Origin of the sequence: Rufibacter glacialis (genome assembly GCF_008271745.1) — a bacterium.
In the GTDB taxonomy this organism is placed as follows: Bacteria; Bacteroidota; Bacteroidia; order Cytophagales; family Hymenobacteraceae; genus Nibribacter; species Nibribacter glacialis.
Genome location: NZ_VKKZ01000020.1, coordinates 170,804 through 191,624 on the forward strand (window position 1 = coordinate 170,804; position 20,821 = coordinate 191,624).

General features: G+C 53.0%; 21 protein-coding genes. 12 read left to right on the plus strand and 9 right to left on the minus strand.

Annotation, left to right across the window (positions count from 1 at the left end; translation table 11 throughout):
- Positions 1–9: 9 nt before the first annotated feature.
- The 8 genes from FOE74_RS08945 to FOE74_RS08980 all read left to right on the plus strand — a co-directional run bounded on the left by FOE74_RS08945 (position 10) and on the right by FOE74_RS08980 (position 6,196).
- On the plus strand, positions 10–420 hold the full coding sequence (locus FOE74_RS08945; protein WP_225840748.1) for a molybdenum cofactor biosynthesis protein MoaE: 411 nt from the start codon (positions 10–12) through the stop codon (positions 418–420).
- 8 nt (positions 421–428) lie between these two features.
- A complete protein-coding gene (gene moaA / locus FOE74_RS08950) occupies positions 429–1,421 on the plus strand; it encodes a GTP 3',8-cyclase MoaA (protein ID WP_225840749.1) in 993 nt (330 codons plus the stop codon).
- A 178-nt stretch (positions 1,422–1,599) separates the two neighbouring features.
- Positions 1,600–2,079 carry a cyclic pyranopterin monophosphate synthase MoaC gene (gene moaC, locus FOE74_RS08955; protein ID WP_149098269.1) on the plus strand — a complete coding sequence of 160 codons (480 nt, stop codon included), beginning with the start codon at positions 1,600–1,602 and terminating at the stop codon, positions 2,077–2,079.
- Complete coding sequence (locus tag FOE74_RS08960; RefSeq protein WP_149098270.1) at positions 2,066–2,668, plus strand: NTP transferase domain-containing protein; 603 nt, start codon at positions 2,066–2,068, stop codon at positions 2,666–2,668. The genes moaC and FOE74_RS08960 overlap by 14 nt, the downstream gene beginning before the upstream one ends.
- A complete protein-coding gene (locus FOE74_RS08965) occupies positions 2,652–3,740 on the plus strand; it encodes a HesA/MoeB/ThiF family protein (protein ID WP_149098271.1) in 1,089 nt (362 codons plus the stop codon). The genes FOE74_RS08960 and FOE74_RS08965 overlap by 17 nt, the downstream gene beginning before the upstream one ends.
- On the plus strand, positions 3,740–4,504 hold the full coding sequence (locus FOE74_RS08970; RefSeq protein WP_149098272.1) for a sulfite exporter TauE/SafE family protein: 765 nt from the start codon (positions 3,740–3,742) through the stop codon (positions 4,502–4,504). The genes FOE74_RS08965 and FOE74_RS08970 overlap by 1 nt, the downstream gene beginning before the upstream one ends.
- A gap of 18 nt (positions 4,505–4,522) precedes the next feature.
- Positions 4,523–5,710 (plus strand): molybdopterin molybdotransferase MoeA, encoded by a 1,188-nt coding sequence (locus FOE74_RS08975; protein WP_149098273.1) that lies wholly within the window; start codon positions 4,523–4,525, stop codon positions 5,708–5,710.
- A 162-nt stretch (positions 5,711–5,872) separates the two neighbouring features.
- Positions 5,873–6,196, plus strand: a complete 324-nt coding sequence (locus tag FOE74_RS08980) for a hypothetical protein (protein ID WP_149098274.1) — start codon at positions 5,873–5,875, stop codon at positions 6,194–6,196.
- Between the two features lie 129 nt (positions 6,197–6,325).
- On the opposite strand, the gene FOE74_RS08985 is transcribed toward FOE74_RS08980, so the two are convergent.
- From FOE74_RS08985 to FOE74_RS09000, 4 genes are all read right to left on the minus strand, one after another.
- Positions 6,326–6,787, minus strand: a complete 462-nt coding sequence (locus FOE74_RS08985; protein ID WP_149098275.1) for a DUF4268 domain-containing protein — start codon at positions 6,785–6,787, stop codon at positions 6,326–6,328.
- A gap of 382 nt (positions 6,788–7,169) precedes the next feature.
- Positions 7,170–8,156, minus strand: coding sequence for an aldo/keto reductase (locus tag FOE74_RS08990; RefSeq protein ID WP_149098276.1), 987 nt, complete (start codon positions 8,154–8,156; stop codon positions 7,170–7,172).
- A gap of 214 nt (positions 8,157–8,370) precedes the next feature.
- Positions 8,371–9,267 (minus strand): aldo/keto reductase, encoded by an 897-nt coding sequence (locus FOE74_RS08995; protein WP_149098277.1) that lies wholly within the window; start codon positions 9,265–9,267, stop codon positions 8,371–8,373.
- A 256-nt stretch (positions 9,268–9,523) separates the two neighbouring features.
- Positions 9,524–10,186 (minus strand): transmembrane-type terpene cyclase, encoded by a 663-nt coding sequence (locus FOE74_RS09000; RefSeq protein ID WP_149098278.1) that lies wholly within the window; start codon positions 10,184–10,186, stop codon positions 9,524–9,526.
- A gap of 140 nt (positions 10,187–10,326) precedes the next feature.
- Between FOE74_RS09000 and FOE74_RS09005 the strand changes: the two genes are divergently transcribed.
- Positions 10,327–10,833, plus strand: coding sequence for a 2'-5' RNA ligase family protein (locus tag FOE74_RS09005; protein WP_149098279.1), 507 nt, complete (start codon positions 10,327–10,329; stop codon positions 10,831–10,833).
- A 237-nt stretch (positions 10,834–11,070) separates the two neighbouring features.
- A complete protein-coding gene (locus tag FOE74_RS09010) occupies positions 11,071–12,489 on the plus strand; it encodes an SDR family oxidoreductase (RefSeq protein ID WP_149098280.1) in 1,419 nt (472 codons plus the stop codon).
- Between the two features lie 103 nt (positions 12,490–12,592).
- Here FOE74_RS09010 and FOE74_RS09015 read toward each other — a convergent pair whose 3' ends face one another.
- Positions 12,593–13,345, minus strand: a complete 753-nt coding sequence (locus FOE74_RS09015; protein WP_149098281.1) for a Mut7-C RNAse domain-containing protein — start codon at positions 13,343–13,345, stop codon at positions 12,593–12,595.
- A 474-nt stretch (positions 13,346–13,819) separates the two neighbouring features.
- Here FOE74_RS09015 and FOE74_RS09020 point away from each other — a divergent pair, with 474 nt between their 5' ends.
- A complete protein-coding gene (locus tag FOE74_RS09020) occupies positions 13,820–14,695 on the plus strand; it encodes an aldo/keto reductase (RefSeq protein ID WP_149098282.1) in 876 nt (291 codons plus the stop codon).
- 238 nt (positions 14,696–14,933) lie between these two features.
- Here the strand turns inward: FOE74_RS09020 and msrA are convergent, their stop codons facing one another.
- Positions 14,934–15,488, minus strand: coding sequence for a peptide-methionine (S)-S-oxide reductase MsrA (msrA, locus tag FOE74_RS09025; RefSeq protein WP_149098283.1), 555 nt, complete (start codon positions 15,486–15,488; stop codon positions 14,934–14,936).
- Positions 15,489–15,573: 85 nt separating this feature from the next.
- On the minus strand, positions 15,574–17,424 hold the full coding sequence (locus tag FOE74_RS09030) for a serine hydrolase domain-containing protein (RefSeq protein WP_149098284.1): 1,851 nt from the start codon (positions 17,422–17,424) through the stop codon (positions 15,574–15,576).
- A 350-nt stretch (positions 17,425–17,774) separates the two neighbouring features.
- Between FOE74_RS09030 and FOE74_RS09035 the strand changes: the two genes are divergently transcribed.
- A complete protein-coding gene (locus FOE74_RS09035; RefSeq protein WP_225840750.1) occupies positions 17,775–18,257 on the plus strand; it encodes a DUF4126 family protein in 483 nt (160 codons plus the stop codon).
- Between the two features lie 116 nt (positions 18,258–18,373).
- On the opposite strand, the gene FOE74_RS09040 is transcribed toward FOE74_RS09035, so the two are convergent.
- A complete protein-coding gene (locus FOE74_RS09040) occupies positions 18,374–19,237 on the minus strand; it encodes an MBL fold metallo-hydrolase (protein WP_149098285.1) in 864 nt (287 codons plus the stop codon).
- 448 nt (positions 19,238–19,685) lie between these two features.
- Positions 19,686–20,303, minus strand: a complete 618-nt coding sequence (locus FOE74_RS09045; RefSeq protein WP_149098286.1) for a pseudouridine synthase — start codon at positions 20,301–20,303, stop codon at positions 19,686–19,688.
- Positions 20,304–20,821: the final 518 nt, after the last annotated feature.

The following is a 20,821-nucleotide window of genomic DNA, read 5'->3' on the forward strand; positions in this document are numbered from 1 at the left end:
ATGGAACGCATGCTGATAAAGATTGTAGAAGACATAGACCTTCAGGAAGCTTACCAATTCCTTCTCTCCCCTAAAGCGGGCGGGATTGATTTATTTGTGGGCACCGTGCGGGACCATGCGCAGGGCAAGGAAGTGGTAAAACTGGTGTTTGAAGCCTATGCTCCCATGGCCCTGAAGGAAATGGAAAAGCTGGCCGCCGCCGCGCAGCAACAATGGCCTATTGAAAAGCTGGTGATGCTGCACGCCGTGGGCGAGAAACTGGTAGGGGAACCGGTTGTGTTGATTGGGGTGGCCTCGGCCCACCGCGATGCCGCGTTCACGGCCTGTCGGTTTCTCATTGACGAACTGAAGAAAACCGTGCCTATCTGGAAGAAAGAATTTTACCAAGACAACAGCGTATGGGTCAACGCCCACCCTTAATCTCCTCCATGAGCCAACCCATCTTGCTTGATTCCCACGGCCGGCAACTCACGTACCTGCGCCTTTCGGTCACCGACCGGTGCAACTTCCGGTGCTACTACTGCATGCCAGAGGAAGGAATGGATTTTGCCGCCCGCCAGGAACTGCTCTCCTTTGAGGAAATGCTCCAACTGGCCACGGTATTCTGCCGCCTGGGCGTGAACAAAATACGGATCACGGGCGGCGAGCCGTTCGTGCGCGCCGGCATAACTCCCTTTCTTCGGAAATTAAGCGAGGTACCAGGCCTGCAGGAGATCACCGTCACCAGCAACGGTTCCCTGTCCCAGAAACAGATCCTGGCCCTCCAGGAAATCGGCATCCGGAAGATCAATATCAGCCTTGACTCGCTGGACCGGCAACGCTTCTTCCAGATCACCCGCCGCGACACTTTTGATACCGTTTTCGGCTCTATCCAGCAGTTACTGACGGCTGGGTTTGAAGTAAAGCTTAATTGCGTGGTGGCGGAGAACAAGAACACCCAAGACCTTATCCCCTTTGTGGAACTGACCAAAACCTATCCATTGACGGTGCGGTTTCTGGAGGAGATGCCCTTCAACGGCAGCAACTCTTTTCAGGTACCACAATGGAGTTACCGGGAGATATACGCGCACATTTCGGCCCATTATCCGCTCCTGCAAAAGCTGGAAAGCGAGCCTTCCTCCACTTCCGTTAATTACCGGGTGCCGGGGTACGCAGGGTCTTTCGGGATTATCCCTTCGTTCAGCCGGACCTTCTGTGGCACCTGCAACCGCATCAGATTAGGGGCCACGGGCGAGTTGCGCACCTGCCTGTATGGCCCACCCGCCACCAACCTGCGCGACTTTTTACGCCAGGGCGCTTCATCCGCCCTGCTGGAAGAGGAAATTCTAAGGGCAGTGAGCAAACGGGAGAAAGACGGCTTCGCCGCGGAGGCCAGCCATGGGACTGCAGTCCATGAATCCATGTCGGTATTAGGGGGATAGGCAGGAAAATAAGGTCAGCTGGTAGAAACGCTTTCAGGCCTTTTCAGTGAAAACGGGGCAAAAACAAGCTTCGTATTTTACGATTTCCCTTGCTTCCTTTTCTGCCTGAAAATGAAAATCCTGTTTTGAAGCTATTTCTCTAAAACAGGCCATAAATCACATTACAGTAGTTTGTTATATGACCGCACTTTCCCATATAGATGAACAAGGGTTGCCCTCTATGGTAGATGTATCCTCCAAGAAGGTTACCACCCGAACGGCCCTGGCTGAAGCAACGGTTGTGTTTCCAGCCGCTGTCTTTGAGCAACTGGCGGGGCAGCATTTCCTTACCAAGAAAGGCGCTGTGTTCCAGACCGCGATTATTGCTGGCGTGATGGCCGCGAAGAAAACCTCAGACATTATTCCCTTGTGCCATCCGTTGGCCCTCTCTACCTGCCAGATAGACATAGCCCCTACCCAGGAATCTTCGCTGAAGGTGACGTGCCTGGTGCGGTGCGAAGGGAAGACCGGCGTGGAGATGGAGGCCTTGACCGGCGCGAGTGCGGCGGCGCTCTGCATCTATGACATGTGCAAGGCCCTGACCCATGACATCACGATCCAAGAGGTGAAACTGCTGCAGAAAACCGGTGGCAAATCAGACGTCCATGCCGGCAGATAAAGAACTTTATGGGTTGGTGTTGAGCGGCGGGCAAAGCTCCCGCATGGGCCAGGACAAAGGGCTATTAAGGTACCACGGAGTACCCCAGCGGGAGTACCTCTACCAACTCCTGCAAATGGTCTGCGACCGGGTATTCCTGAGCTTGCGGCCAGGCCAGGAGGAAGGCCTGACTAGCGGTGTAAACTTCCTGCTGGACAATCACGACGTCCGTGGACCATTGAACGGTATTTTGAGTGCCCTGCACCAGCACCCACAAAAGGCTTGGCTCGTGGTGGCCTGTGATTTACCGCTGGTTTCTGAAAAAACGCTGCAAAAACTGGTAGCAGAAAGAGACAATACCAAAATAGCCACTGCCTATGCCGCCGCGGGTTCGCCCCTGCCAGAGCCTCTGTTGGCAATATGGGAACCGGCCGCCTATGCTCCTGCCCTGGCCTTTTCCGACACAGGCAAAACTTGTCCGCGCAAGTTCCTGCTCCAGGAAGACATCAAATTGATTCATCCGGATTCGGACGAGGAACTGTTCAACGCCAACCACCCCGAGGAATTTGCTTTTATCACCCAGAAACTGAGCCATGGAAAACCGTTATAGCCGCCAATTGCAGCTGCCGGGCTTCGGGCCAGAGGCGCAGCAGAAACTAGAGAAAGCCAAGGTGCTGGTTATTGGGGCCGGAGGCTTGGGGGTTCCGGTACTGCAATATTTGGCCGGCATGGGCGTGGGTACCCTGGGTCTGGTAGACGGGGACCACATCAGCCTGAGCAACCTGCACCGGCAGGTGCTGTACAGCACGGCGGAGGTAGGTCAGTTGAAGGTGGAGGTGGCTGCGCGCAAACTACGCCAGTTGAACCCTGACATCCGCCTGGTTCCGTACTCCTTTCACCTCAACCCAGAAAACGCCCTTCCCACCCTGGCAGATTATGACCTGGTCATTGATGCCACTGATAATTTTGAGGCCCGTTACCTCATCAATGACGCCTGTGTCTTGTTGGGCAAGCCCTTTGTGTACGGTGCCTTACACCAGTTTGAAGGACAGGTAAGCGTCTTTAACTTTAACGGAGGCCCTACCTACCGCTGCCTCTACCCTACGCCGCCCTCGGCCGCCGAGATCCCCGATTGCAATACGGCAGGGGTGTTAGGCGTGGTGCCAGGTTTGATTGGCCTGCAACAAGCCCTGGAAGCGGTGAAGGTGCTCACGGGAGTGGGAAAAACCATTTCAGGTTATCTGCTTTTGCTGGACTTCCTGAACCAGACCCAACATAAGATTAAACTGAAAGCAAATCCGGCCAACCAGCACCTACCGGGCCTGCAAAACTCTTATGCCGTAGCTGCCCCGTGCAGTACCGTTCCTGAGTTAACGGTGCAGGAAGTGCACGAATGGTTTACCCAAGGCAAGCGGTTCCTGCTGCTGGATGTGCGGGAACAGGAGGAATATGCGCAATCGCACCTGCAGAAAGCCCTGCTCACGCCTTTGGCTGTGCTACCTACCCAAATAGACCAGTTGCCCCTGCACCTTCCCGTGGTGACCGTTTGCCAGAAAGGAGGCCGCAGCCGCAAAGCCGCCGAGTTATTGACCGATAAAGAACCTGGTATGGAAGTCTTTAGCCTTGCGGGCGGCATGGACGAATGGCTCCGGATTTTCCCCCAGGCATACGTGGTGAAGTGATGGCGGTAGACCTTCCTTTTATAGGCTTGGTGCTAGGGTTCCTGGTTATTGCCACCCTTTATTCCTCGGTAGGTTTTGGGGGCGGTTCCAGTTACCTGGCCTTGCTGGCGTTGTTTCTGCCCAATTTTTTGGAAATCAAATCCACGGCGCTGCTTTGCAACCTGGTGGTGGTGATGGGCAGCACCTACCTATTTTGCAAGGAAGGCCTTTTTGACGGACGCAAGTTTCTGCCCCTGGTGCTATGCAGCGTGCCGGCGGCCTTTCTGGGTGCCACTTTTTCGCTATCGCAACCGGTTTTCTTTGTTTGCCTAGGCCTGGTGCTGGCGTTCTCAGGGGCCTTGCTCATGCTGCAATTCTTTACCTTACCCCTGGCCCGGCAAATGACTTACGCCCCTGCCTCTAAAATCCTGAACCCTTTTCTGGGTGCCGGCGCGGGTTTTGTTTCAGGGTTGGTGGGCATTGGGGGTGGCATTCTGGTGTCGCCGGTGCTGCACTTGCTTAAGTGGGGACCTCCCAAATCCATTGCGGCCCTGGCTTCCTTTTTCATTCTGGTCAACTCCCTGGCCGGTTTGGCCGGACAACTGGCCGGAAATAATTTCAAGGTAGACCCTGCCATTCTGTTCCCTTTGCTGCTGGCGGTGCTGGTGGGCGGACAACTGGGAACCCGCCTCAGTTTGCACCGTATTCCGCCCCAGGCGGTGAAAGGGTTAACCGGACTTTTTGTTTTAGGCATTGGGCTCAAGCTGGTTTTCACGTATGTTTGAATTTCCCTGTTTTACCCTATGATTTCTGTTGAAGAAGCCTTGCACTTGGTGCTGCAGCACAAAGCCACGTTAGCTCCTGAAGAAGTACCTCTTTCCCAGGCCTTGGACCGGGTGCTGGCGCAGGAGGTGCTGGCCGACCGGGATTTTCCTCCTTTTGATCGGGTCACCATGGATGGGATTGCCCTTCGGGCCGAAGAGGTGCAGGCGGGCACCACTACCTTTCATGTGACTGGCGTTCAGGCGGCGGGTGCCCCAGGTATGGCCTTAGGGGAACCGGGAACTTGTCTGGAAGTCATGACGGGAGCCATGTTGCCTCAAGGAGCCACGGCGGTGGTGCCGTATGAATCCTGTTCCTTCCTGGGCCATGAGGCCTATATTCTCGCGGAACAGGTTCTGCCGGGGCAAAACATCCATAAGCAAGGCTCAGACAGTAAGGCGGGTGAGGTAGTGGTAACCCGCGGGACAAGGATCACGTCGGCCGTGGTGAGCGCCCTGGCCACGGAAGGCAGGGCGCAGGTGCAGGTGCTGTCTTTGCCCCGGGTGGCTATTTGCTCTACCGGCGATGAACTGGTTCCTATAGCTCAACACCCCCTGCCGCACCAAATTCGGCAGTCGAACGGTTTTATGCTGGCCGCCGCTTTGCAGGAAGAAAACATCACTGCCTCTCTTTACCATCTACCAGATTCCGCAGCAGAAATGAAGGAAAGCCTGGTTTCTATCTTGCAGGAGCATGAGGTGGTGTTGCTTTCCGGGGCGGTGTCTAAAGGCAAATTCGATTTCCTGCCCCAGGTACTGGAGGAGTTGGGTTTACAACTCGTTTTCCATAAAATAGCCCAAAAACCCGGCAAGCCCATGTTGTTTGGCACCATGCCGGGCCAACGGGTGGTGTTCGGATTTCCGGGGAATCCCGTCTCTACCTTCGTCTGCTACCATCTCTACTTCAAGCCCTGGCTACAGGCGTCTTTAGGCTTGCCCACGGCACAGGCTTGGGCCCAATTAGACCAGGACGTTTCTTTCAAGCCCGCGCTCACGTACCACCTCCCCGTGGTCTTGCACAACCAAAGCGGCTGTTTACGGGCCACCCCCGTTACCTCCACCGGCTCTGGTGACCTGACCAGCCTTTTGAAAGCGACCGCTTACCTCAGTTTGCCGGCCCACCAAACCACGTTTCGGGAAGGCGAGGTTTTCCCCGTCACGCTTATCTGAAGGCCTTGCACTAGTTTCATGAACAGTACGTTTGTCCCTGCTCCCATTTAAGGATTGATTTTATAAAATCGGGGCAAAAGAGGAAGACCAAAGACCCCAAAAATCATTACTATCGGCTCTTATTTTGCGTAAAAAGCAGGAAATAGACTAAAAGAAGAAACAATGGAAAATACACCCTGGGACGCCGACCGGTACAAAGAACTGAACATCTATTTCAGAGAAAAAATCCAGCACTTGCTCTCCACCGACCCGCATCTGCAAAAGCAGGTTTCAGCGGGCAAAAGTGTTCAGTTGGAAGAGCTGGTGGAAAGCATGACCTTGAACGACCAGCTCCTTTGGGAAGAGTTCCTCCAGTTAGACCAGCAGAAAATGCACCAGGACCTGCAAAACCACCTGGAAGGAAAAGGCGATCCTTTGCACGACCAATCTGGGTTTTACCGGCATGCCAAAAACGACCAGGAAGACGACGAAAACCATCTTTGGTAACCTAACCCAAAGGGATCACCTGGTGGCGAAATGATTGGTTCTTTACTTAAGGTGAGATGTCTTAGCTTTTGGGGTTAATTTTTATAAAACAGCCTGTTAAACCTCTGTTTCCATATTAGGGAGCGGGTGCTACTTGAGGGCGTCAAAGCTGTATTGGGCATCACTCCAGAATTCATCCAGGGCAATGATGCGGGGCTTAAAGAATGAAATGAGGGCCGGCCAATCTTCTTTGTTGAAAACATTCACGGGGGAAATCTCCTTGTAGATGCGTGAAACCGTCTCCCCAAACTCATTGGCGCCATGCAGTTCCCATTCCCACTCCTCTCCCAGTGTCTCATGCAGATACCCTCTTAGCTCCAGGAACTGCTCAAAGAACAACTCTTGAATACCCGCATCTGGGTGGGTTATCTCAATGCCAATAGAGGCTGATTTTGACTCCGCCCGCATTCTGAAATACAGGTGTTTGATTCCCGTTTTATAGTTAGACCAATTGATCTTCAACCCTTCGGCCGAAGGATGGGGCGCAATGTATTGCCCAAAGGCGGTCCAGAAGGCTTGTCTGAGTTGGGAGGCTTGTTCTTTGGTATACATGAAATGAAATCTGATTCTAAGGGGAAACAGCCTGAAAAGCGGCTTTACCTGGAGTAGACCTATTGGTTGCTATGGCCTGTTTTCCCTTTACTTTATTGATTCTATGGGTAAAACTACTCCAGAAGCTTAAAAAATACTTAATTATAAGTATTTTTTCTACCTGCAAAACCCCAGTTATTTGTTAGCAGATGGAGGATTTGCAGCGCATTTTCAGGCACGGCAATCTCTATTACAGGGTTTTTTAGAAAAGGGGGCATCGGGGGACGCCCCCTTTTTGTTTTACCGGGTGCAGCATCAAAATCGGTGACCGTGCGGTCCCACCTTTGTCTTTTCTACCTTTCTCCTACCCTTTGTTATGGTAAACCCTAACACTGGTCACCAGCTACCATTGCTGGTGCACCTCTGGTTTCAGGTACTGCTCATACACGGCCTTCACGCCTTCCATCTGGGCCGCAGACAAGGCTGGTAATTCCGCAGCATGCAGGTTACTGGCAATTTGTTCGGGCCTTGAGGCGCCCGGGATCACGGTGCTCACCTCAGGGAACATCAGAATCCAACGCAAGGCCCAGGCGGCCAAGGGTTCTTGTCCTGGAAAGAGGGTTTTCAGTTTCTCCACGGCCTCCAGACCTACCTCAAAATCAACGCCGGAGAAAGTCTCACCTTTGTCAAAGGCTTCTCCCTGACGGTTAAAAGCGCGGTGGTCCTGGGGGTTAAAGGTGGTGTCAGGCGACATTTTTCCGGTGAGCAGACCACTGGCCAGCGGCACCCGCACAATCAGGCCGACGTTATTTTCCCGGGCCACCTGAAACAGCTGTTCGCTGGGCTTCAGCCGAAACATGTTGAAGATAACCTGCACTGTGGTCACGTTGGGGTACTTCATGGCCAGCAAGGCCTCGTCTACCAATTCCACGCTCACCCCCAAGTTCCTGATCTTCCCTTGCTCCTTCAGGCGATCAAAGGTCTCAAAGATCTCGGGCCGGGTATACACCTCCGTGGGCGGACAATGCAACTGAATGAGGTCCAGGGTTTCCAGGTTCATGTTGCGGAGGCTTTCCTCCACGAAGTGCGTGAGGCGTTCTGGCGTGTACCCTTCGCTGGTATGGGGCTGAATCTGGCGGCCGCATTTGGTGGCCAGAATAACCTCTTCTGAGCGCTCCTTGACCACCCGCGCCACGGCAGCTTCACTTTGGCCGTCACTGTACACATCAGCGGTGTCAATGAAATTCACGCCCGCGTCTATGGCCGAATGCACAATTTCTTCGGCGGTCTTCTCATTGAATGGTTCTCCCCAGCGGCCCCCTACCTGCCAGGTGCCCAAGGAGATCTCAGAGACGTTGAATCCGGTTTTCCCTAATTTTCTATACTTCATATCATCTATTCTAGTGGTTTATCTGTTGCGGATGTACGGGTAAAAGCGGCCCGAGGTAAAAATTTGTTATTTGTGCTAATGCCAAAGAAGGTTAAAACAGGGAAGGGCTTTTAAGTTGATTTCCTTAAATCAATCCCTAAAAACGCTTGAGATAAACCATTAAGGTTAAATAGCTTATTATTTTTACTTTCATACTTTTCCAGCGGAATATGCGCTAATTCCGGTGTTGTTCGTAAACCTCTTTCGGGATTTGTCGCTGGAGCGAGAGCAGGATATTAGGATCTAAACCTGCCGCCTGGGCTGCGGAAAAGGCCTGCTGTAAATGCGTATCCGTTCTGATGCCTAGCACGGCTGTGGTGATGGCCGGGTGTTGCAGCACGTACCTTACGGCAGTTTCCATGACTTGCGCTTCGCCGGCAATGGCTTTGAGGGCCTCGGCAGCCTGGCCTACTTCTTCCACGGTGTGATTCAGGTACAGTTTTGGAGGTTTCCCCAATAGAAGCCCCTGGGCCAGGCTGCCCCGGGCCAGCACCCCCACCTGGTGGTGCTGCAACAATTCCAGCATCTGCTCTTCGGGACGGCGGTCTAGCAGGCTGTACTGCATCATAACGCTCACCAGGTTAGACTTGTCTACATACGCCCTGATCACGTTAGGTCTGATAGAGGAAATGCCGTATTCCCTGATTTTGCCTTGTTCTTTCAGGAGTTCAAAAGCTTCAATTGTCTCATCTATAGGATCTTCTATGGTGCCGCCGTGCAATTGGTAGAGGTCCAGGTAATCAGTTTGAAGGCGCTGCAGGCTTTGCTCTATGGCTTTCAGAATATAGGCCTTTGTAGGATTCCAATCCCAGCCGCTGCCGTCGGGCCTCCATTGGTTGCCCACTTTGCTGGCCAACACCACCTGGTCTCTTTTATCTTTGAACGCCTTGCCCACCAGTTTTTCGTTTTCCCCTTTGGCGTAGAGATCGGCGGTGTCAAAGAAATTGATACCGCCCTCCAATGCCTGGTGCAGCAAGCGGATGTTTTCCTCTTCCTCTCCGGCCAATGACATGCAGCCAAAACTTACTTCGCTCACCTTCAAGGCGGAGGTGCCTAGTTGTTTATATTCCATTGTTCATGTGCTAGGTTAACAGGAGAGTTACCTCCCAAGCCAAAGGTACCAGGAAAGCTGTTTAGGAGCTGGTTTCCATAAAGTAACCTAAAAAAGAAGGAAAGAGGCCTTCCTTTCTACAACGGAGATCACCGGAAGAAGATGTACCTCCTGCCCTACCTATTGGCCCTTTTTTACCGCCTTTAAATCCTGCAGTCGGGCTTCCCATCTTCTCCCTTGGGGCATGACTTCTCTACAGGCCATCCTTTCCAGGCACTTATACCTTTCGCCAGGGCGATAGGCCTTCCAGTTTCATTCTGTGGTACAGAAGCAGGAAATACACCAGGTCCAGGATAAAGATGCCGATGAAAAGGAGCAGCAACAGGAAAGAGTCGGGGAAATAAAGGTAAAACAGCACCGACGGGAACATGGTACCCACCATTTTGCTCAAGGCGATGTACACCGACTGGCCCGCCGATGAACCGCGTTTCAGCAGCATCCGCACAAATAGCACCGACATCATCAGGTTTTGGGCAAAGGCTGCGTAGATACCAATGAAGTCCTTGAACTCCTGGGCCATGGCGGTGATGAGGAGGCCACTGAACACCAGGGTAAAGCCAAAGGTGAGGTAGAACAGGTTCCTAGGAAGGTTCTGCGGAAACTCCTGCCGACCATAATACAGGTACTGGACCATGATGCCCAGATCAAACAACAGCCACAGGTAATCAATGTATAACTGTGGCAGCGGATGCGGGTACACAAAGGAAAAGATAAACTCCCAGGCCAGATTCGCGCAGAGAGCCACCATGGGCATGCCGTAAAGTTTGTCCTGGTAGCCCCGGCGCAGGATCAGGAGATAGGTAATGGTCCAGAACAGGCCACTGCAGATTTGCAGAAAGGCGCTTAGGGTGGCATCAAGGTGAACCGGATTTTGCAACATACTTTTCACTAACCAAAAAGCCCCCTTTAGGTTAAGACGATAATTATTTTTCTTGCCGCCTTCCTCTTAAGGAGAACAAAGGACTTCCCTTGGTTTTCCTAAGAAGCCAGGTGCCGTATGTACCATTAAGAAAAAAAGGAATGGAAGAAAAACCGCTTATAGTGGCGCTCACCCTGAACCAGGAGGCATTTGACTTCTTTACGGCCCTGCGCACCCAGCATTTTCCGCCGGACCGCAATTACCTGAGCGCCCACCTGACCTTGTTCCACCACCTGCCGCCCAACCAGCCTGAGATCCTGGAGCATTTAAGTCTAATTTGCCAAAAACAAGCCACCATCCCCCTGCAGGTTACGGGTTTGATGCGTCTGGGACAAGGAGTGGCCTATCAGGTTGCCGGTGAACAATTACAGCAATTGCACCTGGCCCTGCAAAAGGAATGGGAGCCCTTTCTTACCCCGCAGGACCGCCAGAAACTACGTCCGCACATCACGGTGCAAAACAAAGTAACACCTGCCCAGGCGCAGGAATTGGAACGCCAACTAACAGCTACTTTCTCTCCTTTTGCCATCACCGGCACGGGGCTGACGGTCTGGGAATACGCGGGAGGGCCCTGGGACTTTTACCGCCAGTTCGATTTTCAGCCATAGCCCCAGCCTTTTTGGTTTAGACTAGTTTATAATATAAGGGGCTCTAAACTACTGTAGGACAAGAATCTATTGGCTCCTAAAGTAATTTAGCTGCAGGTATTGCCTATTTTACTGCTCCTTTCTGGGCAAGCAGAACATTTGGCCTCCAGCCTTGTTCTTGGGAAGGAATTTGTTGGCAGGGTGTTTTCCAGAAAAGGCCCCTGAAACCCTATCTTAGCTTTAAGTACTGGTTTGCGTATGAAAATTTTACTCACGGGTACCACCGGGTACATTGGCCAGAGCCTGCTTCCGGCTTTGTTAAAAGACGGGCATGAAGTGGTCTGCTGCGTGAGAGACAAAAGCCGGTTTGATGCCGCTAAGTACGGCACCCACAATTTACAGGTCATAGAGGTGGATTTCCTGGACCGGGCTTCGCTTCGGCACATCCCCCAGGACATCCAGGCGGCCTATTACCTCATCCATTCCATGTCCGCGGAAAAGGAAGACTTTGAAGCGCTGGAAAAAACCACCGCCCAGAATTTCCGGGATCGGCTGGCCGAAACCCAGGCCCAGCAGGTAGTGTACCTGGGGGGCATCACCAATGACCAGAACCTGTCTAAGCACCTTCAATCCCGTAAGGTGGTGGAAGAAATCCTGCGAGAAGGCACCTTCCACCTCACCACCTTGCGGGCGGGCATTATTTTAGGGTCTGGCAGCGCCTCCTTTGAGATCATGCGGGATCTGGTGGAGAAGCTGCCCGTTATGATTGCTCCTAAATGGCTGAATACCCGGTCGCAGCCCATCGCCATCAGGAACGTGATAGAATACCTGAAGGGGGTGTTGCTGCAGGAAGCCTTCTATGACCAGAGCTATGACATTGGCGGCCCAGACGTGCTCACCTACAAAGAGATGCTGCAAGGGTTTGCCAAGGTACGCCATCTGAAAAGAACCATTCTTACCGTGCCGGTCATGACGCCTAAGCTCTCGTCTTACTGGCTGTATTTTGTCACCTCCATTTCCTATACGCTGGCTTCTAACCTGGTGCAGAGCATGCGGGTGGAAGTCATTTGCCGCGAGAATAACCTCCGGGAGCAGTTAGGAATCCACTTGCTTCCGTATGACACGGCCATCAAACTCGCTTTTGATCGGATCCAGAACGAAGGGGTGATCGCCAGTTGGAAAGATGCGCAGTCCAGCCAGGTGCTGCACGGGGGCATCTCCAGGTTATTGACAGTGCCCACTTTTGGGTGCTTCACAGATAAACGGCAGGCGCAGGTAACGCAGGTAGACCGGGCCGTCCAACGGATTTGGGCCATAGGAGGAGAAACCGGTTGGTACTACGCTGATTGGCTCTGGAAACTGAGAGGCTTTTTGGACAAGTTGGTGGGGGGCGTGGGTTTGCGCCGGGGCCGGAAGAACAGTACCCGCATCCACGCCGGGGAATCCCTGGATTTTTGGCGCGTGTTGTACGCGAACAAGGAGGAAAAGCGCTTGCTGCTCTACGCAGAGATGAAACTTCCTGGCGAAGCCTGGCTTGAATTCCGGTTGGAAGGCCATACCTTGTACCAGACGGCCACCTTCCGTCCTTTGGGGGTTTGGGGCCGGCTTTATTGGTACTCGGTACTGCCCTTTCACGCCTTCATTTTCAAAAACATGCTGCAACGCATTGCTACTTGAATAGCCTTGCCGCACCCTTGGCTCCTTCTGCTGGCTTGCTTTTAAAAACCGAGGTTTCCATATGGTTCCTGGTAATGCACCAGGTTTCCGGCCCTTGACTGCCTTAAGGTGAGACTTTGGCGGAAATACGATGTAAAAACCTTTGCATGCGCTCAAAATGGGATCCTTGCCAATACACCCGCTGACATTGGACGCATTGGTAAAAGGATTGGAAAAAGAGAGCGGTTTTGGGCTCTAGAAATGGTACTACTGCTTCTTTGGCTACCTCTTGGATAGGCCCGTTGCAGGCCATGCACCGGGTGAAGGGCTTAAGATGATGCGCTAAGCTAAACCGGTACAATACCTCCTGCAATTGTTCTTCTCCCTGCTGTGACCGCAGCCAATAGCCCCATTTCACCCGCTTCAGTTTCAGCAAACCCACGTCCCGGGTCAAGATAATGCGCTCCTGCTGTTCGGCTAATTGGGCAATGGTGGCATCATCATAGTTTTTGTCATAGTGGGTATCAAACCCTAACAAACGCAGGTAGCGTGCTAGTTTGCCCAGGTGCACATCCAGGATAAACCGGGCAGGGACCGGTGCTGGATGCTGCCAAAGCGGCAAAGCTTCTCCTACTCTTTCGGCCACCGCCGGAAATACTTCTACTTTCCCGTGAGGGAGCAGAGCATCTCCACTTGCCTTGTCCCGGCCGTTCAGGTGCAGGCTGCCTACTTCGGGGTGCGGCACGTTGAAGGCCTCCACCGCATCTTTCAGCGCCGGTGCACCCTCAAAAGAATAGGTCAGCCATTTGCCGCGCCGGGCTTTGGGCAGGAAATCGTTGAGCGCGCCATGAAACAGGAAATAGGCCAGGTTTGCCATGGTGAAGATGGGGTGTATTCACGCGTACTACCAAAAAGGCAGAAGGTTTTGAGCATCTGGTGCAGGGTTAAAAAAGCGCCTCTTAAGAAGGAGGAGCCCAAATGGACAAGAGGACGGAATCAAGTTGTTTAAAGAAAGGTAAGGTAGCGTAAGGAGCTATACCTTAGCCATTTCAGGCGTGTCTTCTCCCCTTCTAGTTTCGGGGCCCGACCTTCTCGCCTGGTTGCCTTTTGCCCTGCCCTATTACTCATTTCCTTTAGGGACTAAAAGCCTTGGCCTAAATAAGTAACCCATTAAATCCTGATGGTAGGTTTAGCTGCCCTTTTATAGAAACAGGGCTTACATAATCAATGGGTAAACCTGCTATAAAACGGGGAGCGGAAACCTTCCTTTCCTGGTGAAGCACCTTATCCTCACAACTTCCTGGAGAGAAACCGGTACACTTAGAGACGTGAAACGATATTTTAAAGACTTATGGCTGAGACACCACCCACCTTTTCACTTGACTTCTCTTTAGGCGGCGACCTGCCCGTGAACCGGATGGGTTTCGGGGCCATGCGCATCACCGGCGATGGCATCTGGGGACCGCCCAAAGATCGGGCGGAAGCCCTTAGGGTATTGCAGCGCTCGGTAGAATTAGGCATCACCTTCATTGACACCGCCGATTCTTATGGTCCCAACGTGTCTGAGGAACTCATTGCCGAAGCCCTCTATCCGTACCCCAAGAATTTAGTCATCGGAACCAAGGGCGGATTGCTGCGCACCGGGCCCAACCAGTGGCCCATCAATGCCAAACCGGACCACCTGAAGGAAGCGCTGGAAGGCAGTCTGCAACGTCTTAAATTAGACCGCATTGATCTGTACCAGTTGCACCGTGTAGACCCCACCGTTCCCTTTGAACAGACCCTGGAGTTTCTACAGGATGCCCAGGAAGAAGGCCTGATCCGGCACATAGGTTTGTCTGAGGTGACCATAGACCAGATTCAGCAGGCGCAGAAATACGTGGAGATCGTGTCGGTGCAGAACATGTACAGCTTTGACAACCGTAAGTGGGAAGCAGAGCTTATGTACTGTGAAGACAATGCCATGGCCTTCATTCCGTGGTATCCTTTGGGCGGCGGCAACCTGAAAGCGCAAGAAACCTTGGCGCAGATAAGCGAGAAATACGGCGCCTCTCCCCACCAGGTGGCCCTGAGTTGGCTACTGCACCGCTCGGCCAACATCCTCCTGATCCCGGGTACTTCCAAGGTAAAACACTTGGAAGAAAATTACCAGGCAGCTTCTATCCGGCTCTCAGAGGAAGACTATGAAACCCTGAACCAGGCCGGCGCACAGACCTTTACCGGCTAACGTCCGCTGACCAGGAAAGGAAGGAATCCCTTTTCAAGGTTAAGTATAAACAGAAGTTGGGTCGGTGGTAATGATTTTGGCCCTTTTCCTGAAAAACAGCTCCTAAAAGGCGATTGAGGCAGATCCTTTACTTCTGAAATAACCTGAACAAAAAAAGAGGGACCCTGTGTGGGGTTCCTCTTTTTTGTTCAGTTGAAGGTCGCTACTACTTTCAACCACTTATTAAGATTTTCCTGTCTTAGCTTTGCCCCCAGTTGCGTTCCAGAAATCCTGCCCGGCCAGATCCTACAAAATAGCGGCCGTAATGGCCTGGGTTTTTCTTGTAGTAATCCTGGTGGTAGTCCTCGGCGGGATAAAAGGTGACGGCCGGCAATATTGGCGTCACAATAGGCGTCTCAAAAGGACCCTCTTTCTGGATTTTCTCTTTGGAGGCCTGCGCCTGCTCCTTCTGCTGTTCTGAATGGTAGAAGATGGCCGTCTTATAAGAAGATCCCCGGTCCCCGAACTGGCCCCCGGCATCTGTGGGATCAATGGATTGCCAGAAGATCTCCAGCACCTGGGGGTAAGAGATCACCGCGGGGTCAAAAAGTACCTGCACGGCTTCGTAATGTCCGGTAGTTTCTGAGCAAACCTGTTCATAGGTGGGGTTGGGCACGTGCCCTCCGGTGTACCCCGACACCACTTCCAGCACCCCTTCATATTTATGGAAAGGTTTTACCATGCACCAAAAGCATCCGCCCGCGAAGGTGGCGGTTTCGTACTTCTTTTCTTTATGATCAGTTGTTTCTTCCATGGCGGTTGGTTGTATATCCGTATTAAACTCCTGTGCGGCCAATAAGTTTTAGCCGGGGGTTGTCCCCGCTTGTGCTTACCCGGACTTATTTCCCCACGGTAGGCGTCACAATGGCATCTGGCAGAGCGGTGTAGATGGCGTCTAAGATACGTTGCCGGGTTTTGAGGGAGATGAGCTTGTTAGACACCTTCGGGTGCACCCGGTTAGACAGGAACACATACACCAATTGGTTTTTAGGGTCTACCCACACACAGGTGCCGGTGTAACCTGTGTGCCCGTAGGTGGCCGGCGAGGCAAGTTTAGAAGGGTACCCCTGCGTACTGTCTGGGTCCCAGCGGTCAAACCCAAGCCCGCGGCGGCTCAGGGAAGAATACTTCTGGGTGAACAATTGGACCGTTTCCGGCTGCAGGTAGCGTTTGCCCCCGTAGGTGCCGCCGTTGAGCATCATCTGGAAAAGGATGGCCAAATCATTGGCGGTGGCAAACAAACCCGCGTGGCCAGAGATCCCGCCTAACCGGGCGGCACCCCCATCGTGCACATACCCTCTCAGCAAGGCCTTCCTCAAGGAGGCATCCACCTCGGTGGGGACTATGCGGCTCTGCGGAAAGCGGTCTAAGGGAAGATAACCGGCGGTTTGCATGCCCAGGGGCTGGTAAAACCTGGAGGCCACAAAAGAGTCAATACGCATATGGGCCTGCCGCTCCACGGCTTCCTTCAGATAATACATGCCTACATCGGCGTACACGTATTTGCCAGGGATTCCCATTTTGGCGTTGAGCATGCGGGGCCAGACCACCTCCTGGAAATACTCTTTCCTGATGAAGGCGCTATCCCCGGCCTTCACCGGGTAGTTGGTGCTAAAGGTGGAAGCCACATCCTTTGGCCCCAACGGCAAATGCACCCCCGCCGGCAATCCCGACTGGTGCAGCAGCAGGTCCTTCAGTAAGATACCGGCTTTGTCAGTGTTTCTGGCGGATGGCACATAAAACCCATAGGTAGAGTCAAGTACCAGCTTCTGTTGGTCATACAGGTTCATGACGGCCATGGTGGTGGCAGACACTTTGGTGATAGAGGCCACATCAAAGATATCTGAGATCTGGGTGGCCTGGGTACGGTCATAGGTATGGGCCCCGTAAGCCTTCTGGAAAATGACTTTGCCCTCCTTGGCGACCAACACCACCGCCCCTGGGGTGGCCTGCTCCCGAATGGCCTCGGCCACCAGCGCATCTATGGATGCCTGCAAATCTCCGCTCCTGATCCCTACTTCCTCGGGTACGCTGTACTTCAACCGGATGGCCTTGGTCTTGAAGCCTTGACCTTTCGCGAACTTGGGCGAGAAGGTGTCATCAAGGGTAGCCAAAGCCGGAACCCCTCCAAATACCAGCTGGGCCGCATAGTTGGCCGTGGCCGCGGAGGCTTTCTCAGACCAGATGATGGGGGCCGTTAAAGAGGCGGTGGCCGCCAGGGCAGATCCTTTGCCAAACACCGCCACCACCAGTTGCTGACGGTTTTCCAGCGTTTTCAGGAAAGTAAGCGTTTTTTCGTCAGTCAGGGAAGAGGCGCCCAGCTGCACAATCACGGTCTGGTACGGGGCCAGCTCCTGCAGCAGCGGCTGGAAAGAACCGCCTTGCACATAAGGTGCTGCCGGGAACGCTGTTACGGCGGAGTACTTGTTCAGGAGGCTGTCAAAGGTGGCGGCATGGGGCATTTCCAGAGCCACGCTGGCGATTTTCTGCTCCAGGTTCTGGAGAGGGATTACCCCCTTCTGATTGTTCAGCAGAACCGTGGTATGGCTGGCTTCTCTATGCTGCTGGAGCCAGGTCTGGCTTTTCTTGTTTTCGTTTTTCTGCGCCACCGTGCTGCAGGAAGCCCCAGCCATGAGGACTAACGTAAGGCAAACCTGCGCTACCCTTTTTCTAAACGGATGATATAACATTGCTTTGGTACTTGGAAACAGCGGAAGGGCTGGGCCCTGTTTTTTTGAGGGAAAGAAACACCTGTTCTTTCCGGGAATTGAAACGGTCAAGTTACTAAAAATTATGGCCCAGTGACCTGAAGTTCTTCTGGATATACCCCAAAGGCGTGAATTTGGGGGAATAAGAAAGCTTCACTTCCCCATGAACCCCCAACTTTTTAATAGCGGATAATCTGCTTGATATAATTTTTAGCGCCTTGCCCAAGGGTGGGGTGTTTCCATTTTTCAGGTCTTCTCTCCTTAATTGGTTTACCCCGTGCCTGCTGTTGCGTATAGGATTTGGTATAGAATTTAAAAAACAGCCAAGAAATATGAGACTCACTCCCTCCACCACAAACCAAAAAGCATTGGCCATGGGGGCCATTGCTGGCATGAGAGCCATGGTAGCCCCTGCTATTCTTTCCAACCACCTGTCCAACTCCCCAACCCTGTTCCTGCAAGGCTCCCAACTGGATTACCTGCAGAAGTCTGGGGTAGCGACCGGCATGAAAGTTTTGGCGGTAGCAGAACTGATTGGGGACAAGCTGCCCATGACCCCCAACCGAATCAAACCCTTGCAGTTGGTGCCGCGGATTTTTTCCGGAGCTTTAGTGGGTGCTACCCTTGCGGAAGCCAACGGTGAAAACCGGGTGACCGGGGCTTTGTTAGGGGTGGTAGGTGCCCTGGCCGCCTCGTATGCTTTCTTTTACCTCCGGAAGAACCTGGGCAAGATGATCGGTTTGCCAGATGCTTCCTTCGCCCTTTTAGAAGATGCCCTGGCCGTGAAAGCCGGTACCGCTATTCTCAAAGGTTAAACTCTAGGCAGATTGAAATAAAACTTTTGCCCAGAGGGGCTTCTTCCTTAAAAGGCCAAGAGCGCAAACCCCTTCGGGAATGCGCTCTTGGCCTTTCTAAGTTAAGTTACTTGAGGTCAGGAAGCAGGCTTCTCGTGCCCATCCACGAATTTGCCGTGTTTGGGTATGGCAATGGTGTCAAATTCCTGCACTAGTTTCTGCAATCCTTGCCGAAGCTCCTCTCCCGCCATGTACTTACCGTGGCCGGGGATGATCAGGTCCGGGTTCAGGGCCGCCAATTTTTTAACTGATTCCCAGGCCGCGGTCCAGTCGGTGGTAAGGTAGCGAGGCGGCCCCTGGATCTCCTGGGTCTGCATGAGCACCTTGTAGAACGAATCCTGCTTGACGGTGATCACGGCATCAGCGGAGATGAGGGTGCGGTCCTTTTCCCGGAACAGCGCGATCTGCCCTGGCGAGTGCCCCGGGGTAAAAACCCAGTGCCAGTCCGGAAGTTCAGGAACTGTTCCGTCTTCGGGCAGCACCTGCAGGTTAGCCCCACTGATGTTGATGGGCTCATGCGGATAGATAGAGGAAATCTTGGCCAGCATCCCGCCTTCTACCGTGGTGTCTGGTTCTGGGTAAGCCTGTTTCCCCGTCAGGAAAGGGAATTCATAGAGGTGTGCGTACACGGGAACATCCCAGGCTTCCAGCAACCCTACCAGGCTGCCTACGTGGTCAAAGTGACCATGGGTGAGGATGATGGCCTTGGGACGCGCGCCCTCCCCAAAAAGGCTTCTGGCCAGGTCCAGGATTTCATCGGCGCATTTGGGCATACCGGCATCTACCAGCACCCAATGCTCCCGTGAGCCTATGATCACGAAGTTCACGATCTGGTTGGTGTAGTAATACACGTCGGGCCGCACCTGCCACCCTTTGCCAGAAGAGATGGAGGTCATGGGAATGAACTTGTTATCGTCGCTTTGTTTCAAATTTGAATCCATAAGAAGCTGGTTTAAAGGTTACCTGATTCTGTACCCATTGCATATTGGCCGCCCTGGTGTCGCAGGAGCCCAGGCAGTTTCAGGTAAGGCAGATTTCCGGTCAATAGACTTTGCGCCTTCTTTGAGAAAACCACCCCCTAAACGGGTACCGATCCCAAGCAATTAAACTTCAGGGCAAAGGCCCCTATGCCAAACAGCTGGGATATGGTTTATAAAACGAGTCCACCCAGGAAGGGTTTTGCCTATGGATTGGTTCTTATACGTTTTCAGGAAAAAGGGCGGGAAATTCTTAGCCTTATTGTCTAAAACTTGGTAGAAGCAAGTACATAAGTATGTTAACCCTTGCACAAGCCACCAGGAGGCATAATAGCCTTGAGAAAGACGGTGCAAAGGGCAGCTGCTGATGCTCGGCCCTGGATAAGAGATTAACAGGTTACGGCCCGGATTACTAGCCAACCTTGGGTAGTTCTGCTTCTTCTATAGTCAAGCGGAACTCTGGGACTTCCCGCACCTGCCCAGAAGCGAGATCACCTATAGTGATGGCGCCAATCCGTACGCGAATGAGGCGCAGCGTGGGAAACCCCACCGCCGCAGTCATTTTCCGGACCTGGCGGTTTTTGCCTTCGGTGAGGGTGATGGACACCCAACTGGTGGGGCCATGGCGGTCGTCGCGTACCCGGCGGGAGCGTTCAGGTATTTCTGGGGCCGGGTCAAGCAGCCTCGCTGTGCACGGGAGGGTAAAATAAGGCTGTTTCTCGTGGGTAATCTCTATTCCACCGGCTTGCAACCGGGCAAGGGCTTCTTGGGTGATGCGGCCATCTACCTGGGCGTAGTATTCTTTCTCTACTTTGCGCCCCCGCACAAATTCGCTCATTTTACCGTTGGTGGTGAGCAGCAGCAAGCCTTCGCTGTCTTGGTCTAACCGGCCAATGGCCATGGTGCCGGCCGGGAAGTCGTACAATTGGCCCAGCAGCTTCTTGTTTTTGGGGTTGCCTATGAACTGGCTCAGGTACCCAAAGGGTTTGTGCAGGATAAAATGACGGTGGTCGTTTTCAGGGTCAGACACGAAGGATTCAGGAGGTGAAGGGCAAATTTCCGGAAATAAGGGCAGAAATGGAAATGGGGGTTTCTTTCCTCTTTAGAAGGAATAGCCTTTTGGCTGTGCCGTTTGTGCCCTATGCAGATGCGTTAGCGGAACAGCCATTTTACCTAGATTCAGTTTTGTGTATGCAGTATGTTAATCCCTTGGCTTTACCGCTTCTAGCGTTGATCCAGGAGCGGCTCTTTGCATAGCTGCTGCTAAGTGCTCACGGCCGCGAGGCCCCGCCTTCCGCCCTCGCGCTGTGCCCTCTACTCCGCCCACTTCGCTCTCGCTCAGGGGCGGTCGAGGCCTAGGCGCTCAAGCGAAAGGCTGGAAAAGGCGATGCGTCAAGGTATCCTGGTAGACCTCACAGGTTTTGAAAACCTGTGAGGTCTTGGCTCTCTTCCTCAATGACTCGGATTAGCTTCAGGGCCTTTCAATTATTTATAACCGTTAGCATCAGAAATAAATCGGCATCTAAGAAAAGCCCTAGCCATCTTCCC

What these genes read in the sequence shown, in the direction of transcription:
- FOE74_RS08990 (WP_149098276.1), bottom strand. Translation starts at nt 8,156, where the DNA reads ATGAAGTATAGAAAATTAGGGAAAACCGGATTCAACGTCTCTGAGATC.
- moaA (WP_225840749.1), top strand. Translation starts at nt 429, where the DNA reads ATGAGCCAACCCATCTTGCTTGATTCCCACGGCCGGCAACTCACGTAC.
- msrA (WP_149098283.1), bottom strand. Translation starts at nt 15,488, where the DNA reads ATGGAAGAAACAACTGATCATAAAGAAAAGAAGTACGAAACCGCCACC.
- FOE74_RS08975 (WP_149098273.1), top strand. Translation starts at nt 4,523, where the DNA reads ATGATTTCTGTTGAAGAAGCCTTGCACTTGGTGCTGCAGCACAAAGCC.
- FOE74_RS09030 (WP_149098284.1), bottom strand. Translation starts at nt 17,424, where the DNA reads ATGTTATATCATCCGTTTAGAAAAAGGGTAGCGCAGGTTTGCCTTACG.
- FOE74_RS09010 (WP_149098280.1), top strand. Translation starts at nt 11,071, where the DNA reads ATGAAAATTTTACTCACGGGTACCACCGGGTACATTGGCCAGAGCCTG.
- FOE74_RS09015 (WP_149098281.1), bottom strand. Translation starts at nt 13,345, where the DNA reads ATGGCAAACCTGGCCTATTTCCTGTTTCATGGCGCGCTCAACGATTTC.
- FOE74_RS09000 (WP_149098278.1), bottom strand. Translation starts at nt 10,186, where the DNA reads ATGTTGCAAAATCCGGTTCACCTTGATGCCACCCTAAGCGCCTTTCTG.
- FOE74_RS08970 (WP_149098272.1), top strand. Translation starts at nt 3,740, where the DNA reads ATGGCGGTAGACCTTCCTTTTATAGGCTTGGTGCTAGGGTTCCTGGTT.
- moaC (WP_149098269.1), top strand. Translation starts at nt 1,600, where the DNA reads ATGACCGCACTTTCCCATATAGATGAACAAGGGTTGCCCTCTATGGTA.
- FOE74_RS09005 (WP_149098279.1), top strand. Translation starts at nt 10,327, where the DNA reads ATGGAAGAAAAACCGCTTATAGTGGCGCTCACCCTGAACCAGGAGGCA.
- FOE74_RS08980 (WP_149098274.1), top strand. Translation starts at nt 5,873, where the DNA reads ATGGAAAATACACCCTGGGACGCCGACCGGTACAAAGAACTGAACATC.
- FOE74_RS08995 (WP_149098277.1), bottom strand. Translation starts at nt 9,267, where the DNA reads ATGGAATATAAACAACTAGGCACCTCCGCCTTGAAGGTGAGCGAAGTA.
- FOE74_RS09040 (WP_149098285.1), bottom strand. Translation starts at nt 19,237, where the DNA reads ATGGATTCAAATTTGAAACAAAGCGACGATAACAAGTTCATTCCCATG.
- FOE74_RS09020 (WP_149098282.1), top strand. Translation starts at nt 13,820, where the DNA reads ATGGCTGAGACACCACCCACCTTTTCACTTGACTTCTCTTTAGGCGGC.
- FOE74_RS08945 (WP_225840748.1), top strand. Translation starts at nt 10, where the DNA reads ATGCTGATAAAGATTGTAGAAGACATAGACCTTCAGGAAGCTTACCAA.
- FOE74_RS08960 (WP_149098270.1), top strand. Translation starts at nt 2,066, where the DNA reads ATGCCGGCAGATAAAGAACTTTATGGGTTGGTGTTGAGCGGCGGGCAA.
- FOE74_RS08965 (WP_149098271.1), top strand. Translation starts at nt 2,652, where the DNA reads ATGGAAAACCGTTATAGCCGCCAATTGCAGCTGCCGGGCTTCGGGCCA.
- FOE74_RS08985 (WP_149098275.1), bottom strand. Translation starts at nt 6,787, where the DNA reads ATGTATACCAAAGAACAAGCCTCCCAACTCAGACAAGCCTTCTGGACC.
- FOE74_RS09035 (WP_225840750.1), top strand. Translation starts at nt 17,775, where the DNA reads ATGAGACTCACTCCCTCCACCACAAACCAAAAAGCATTGGCCATGGGG.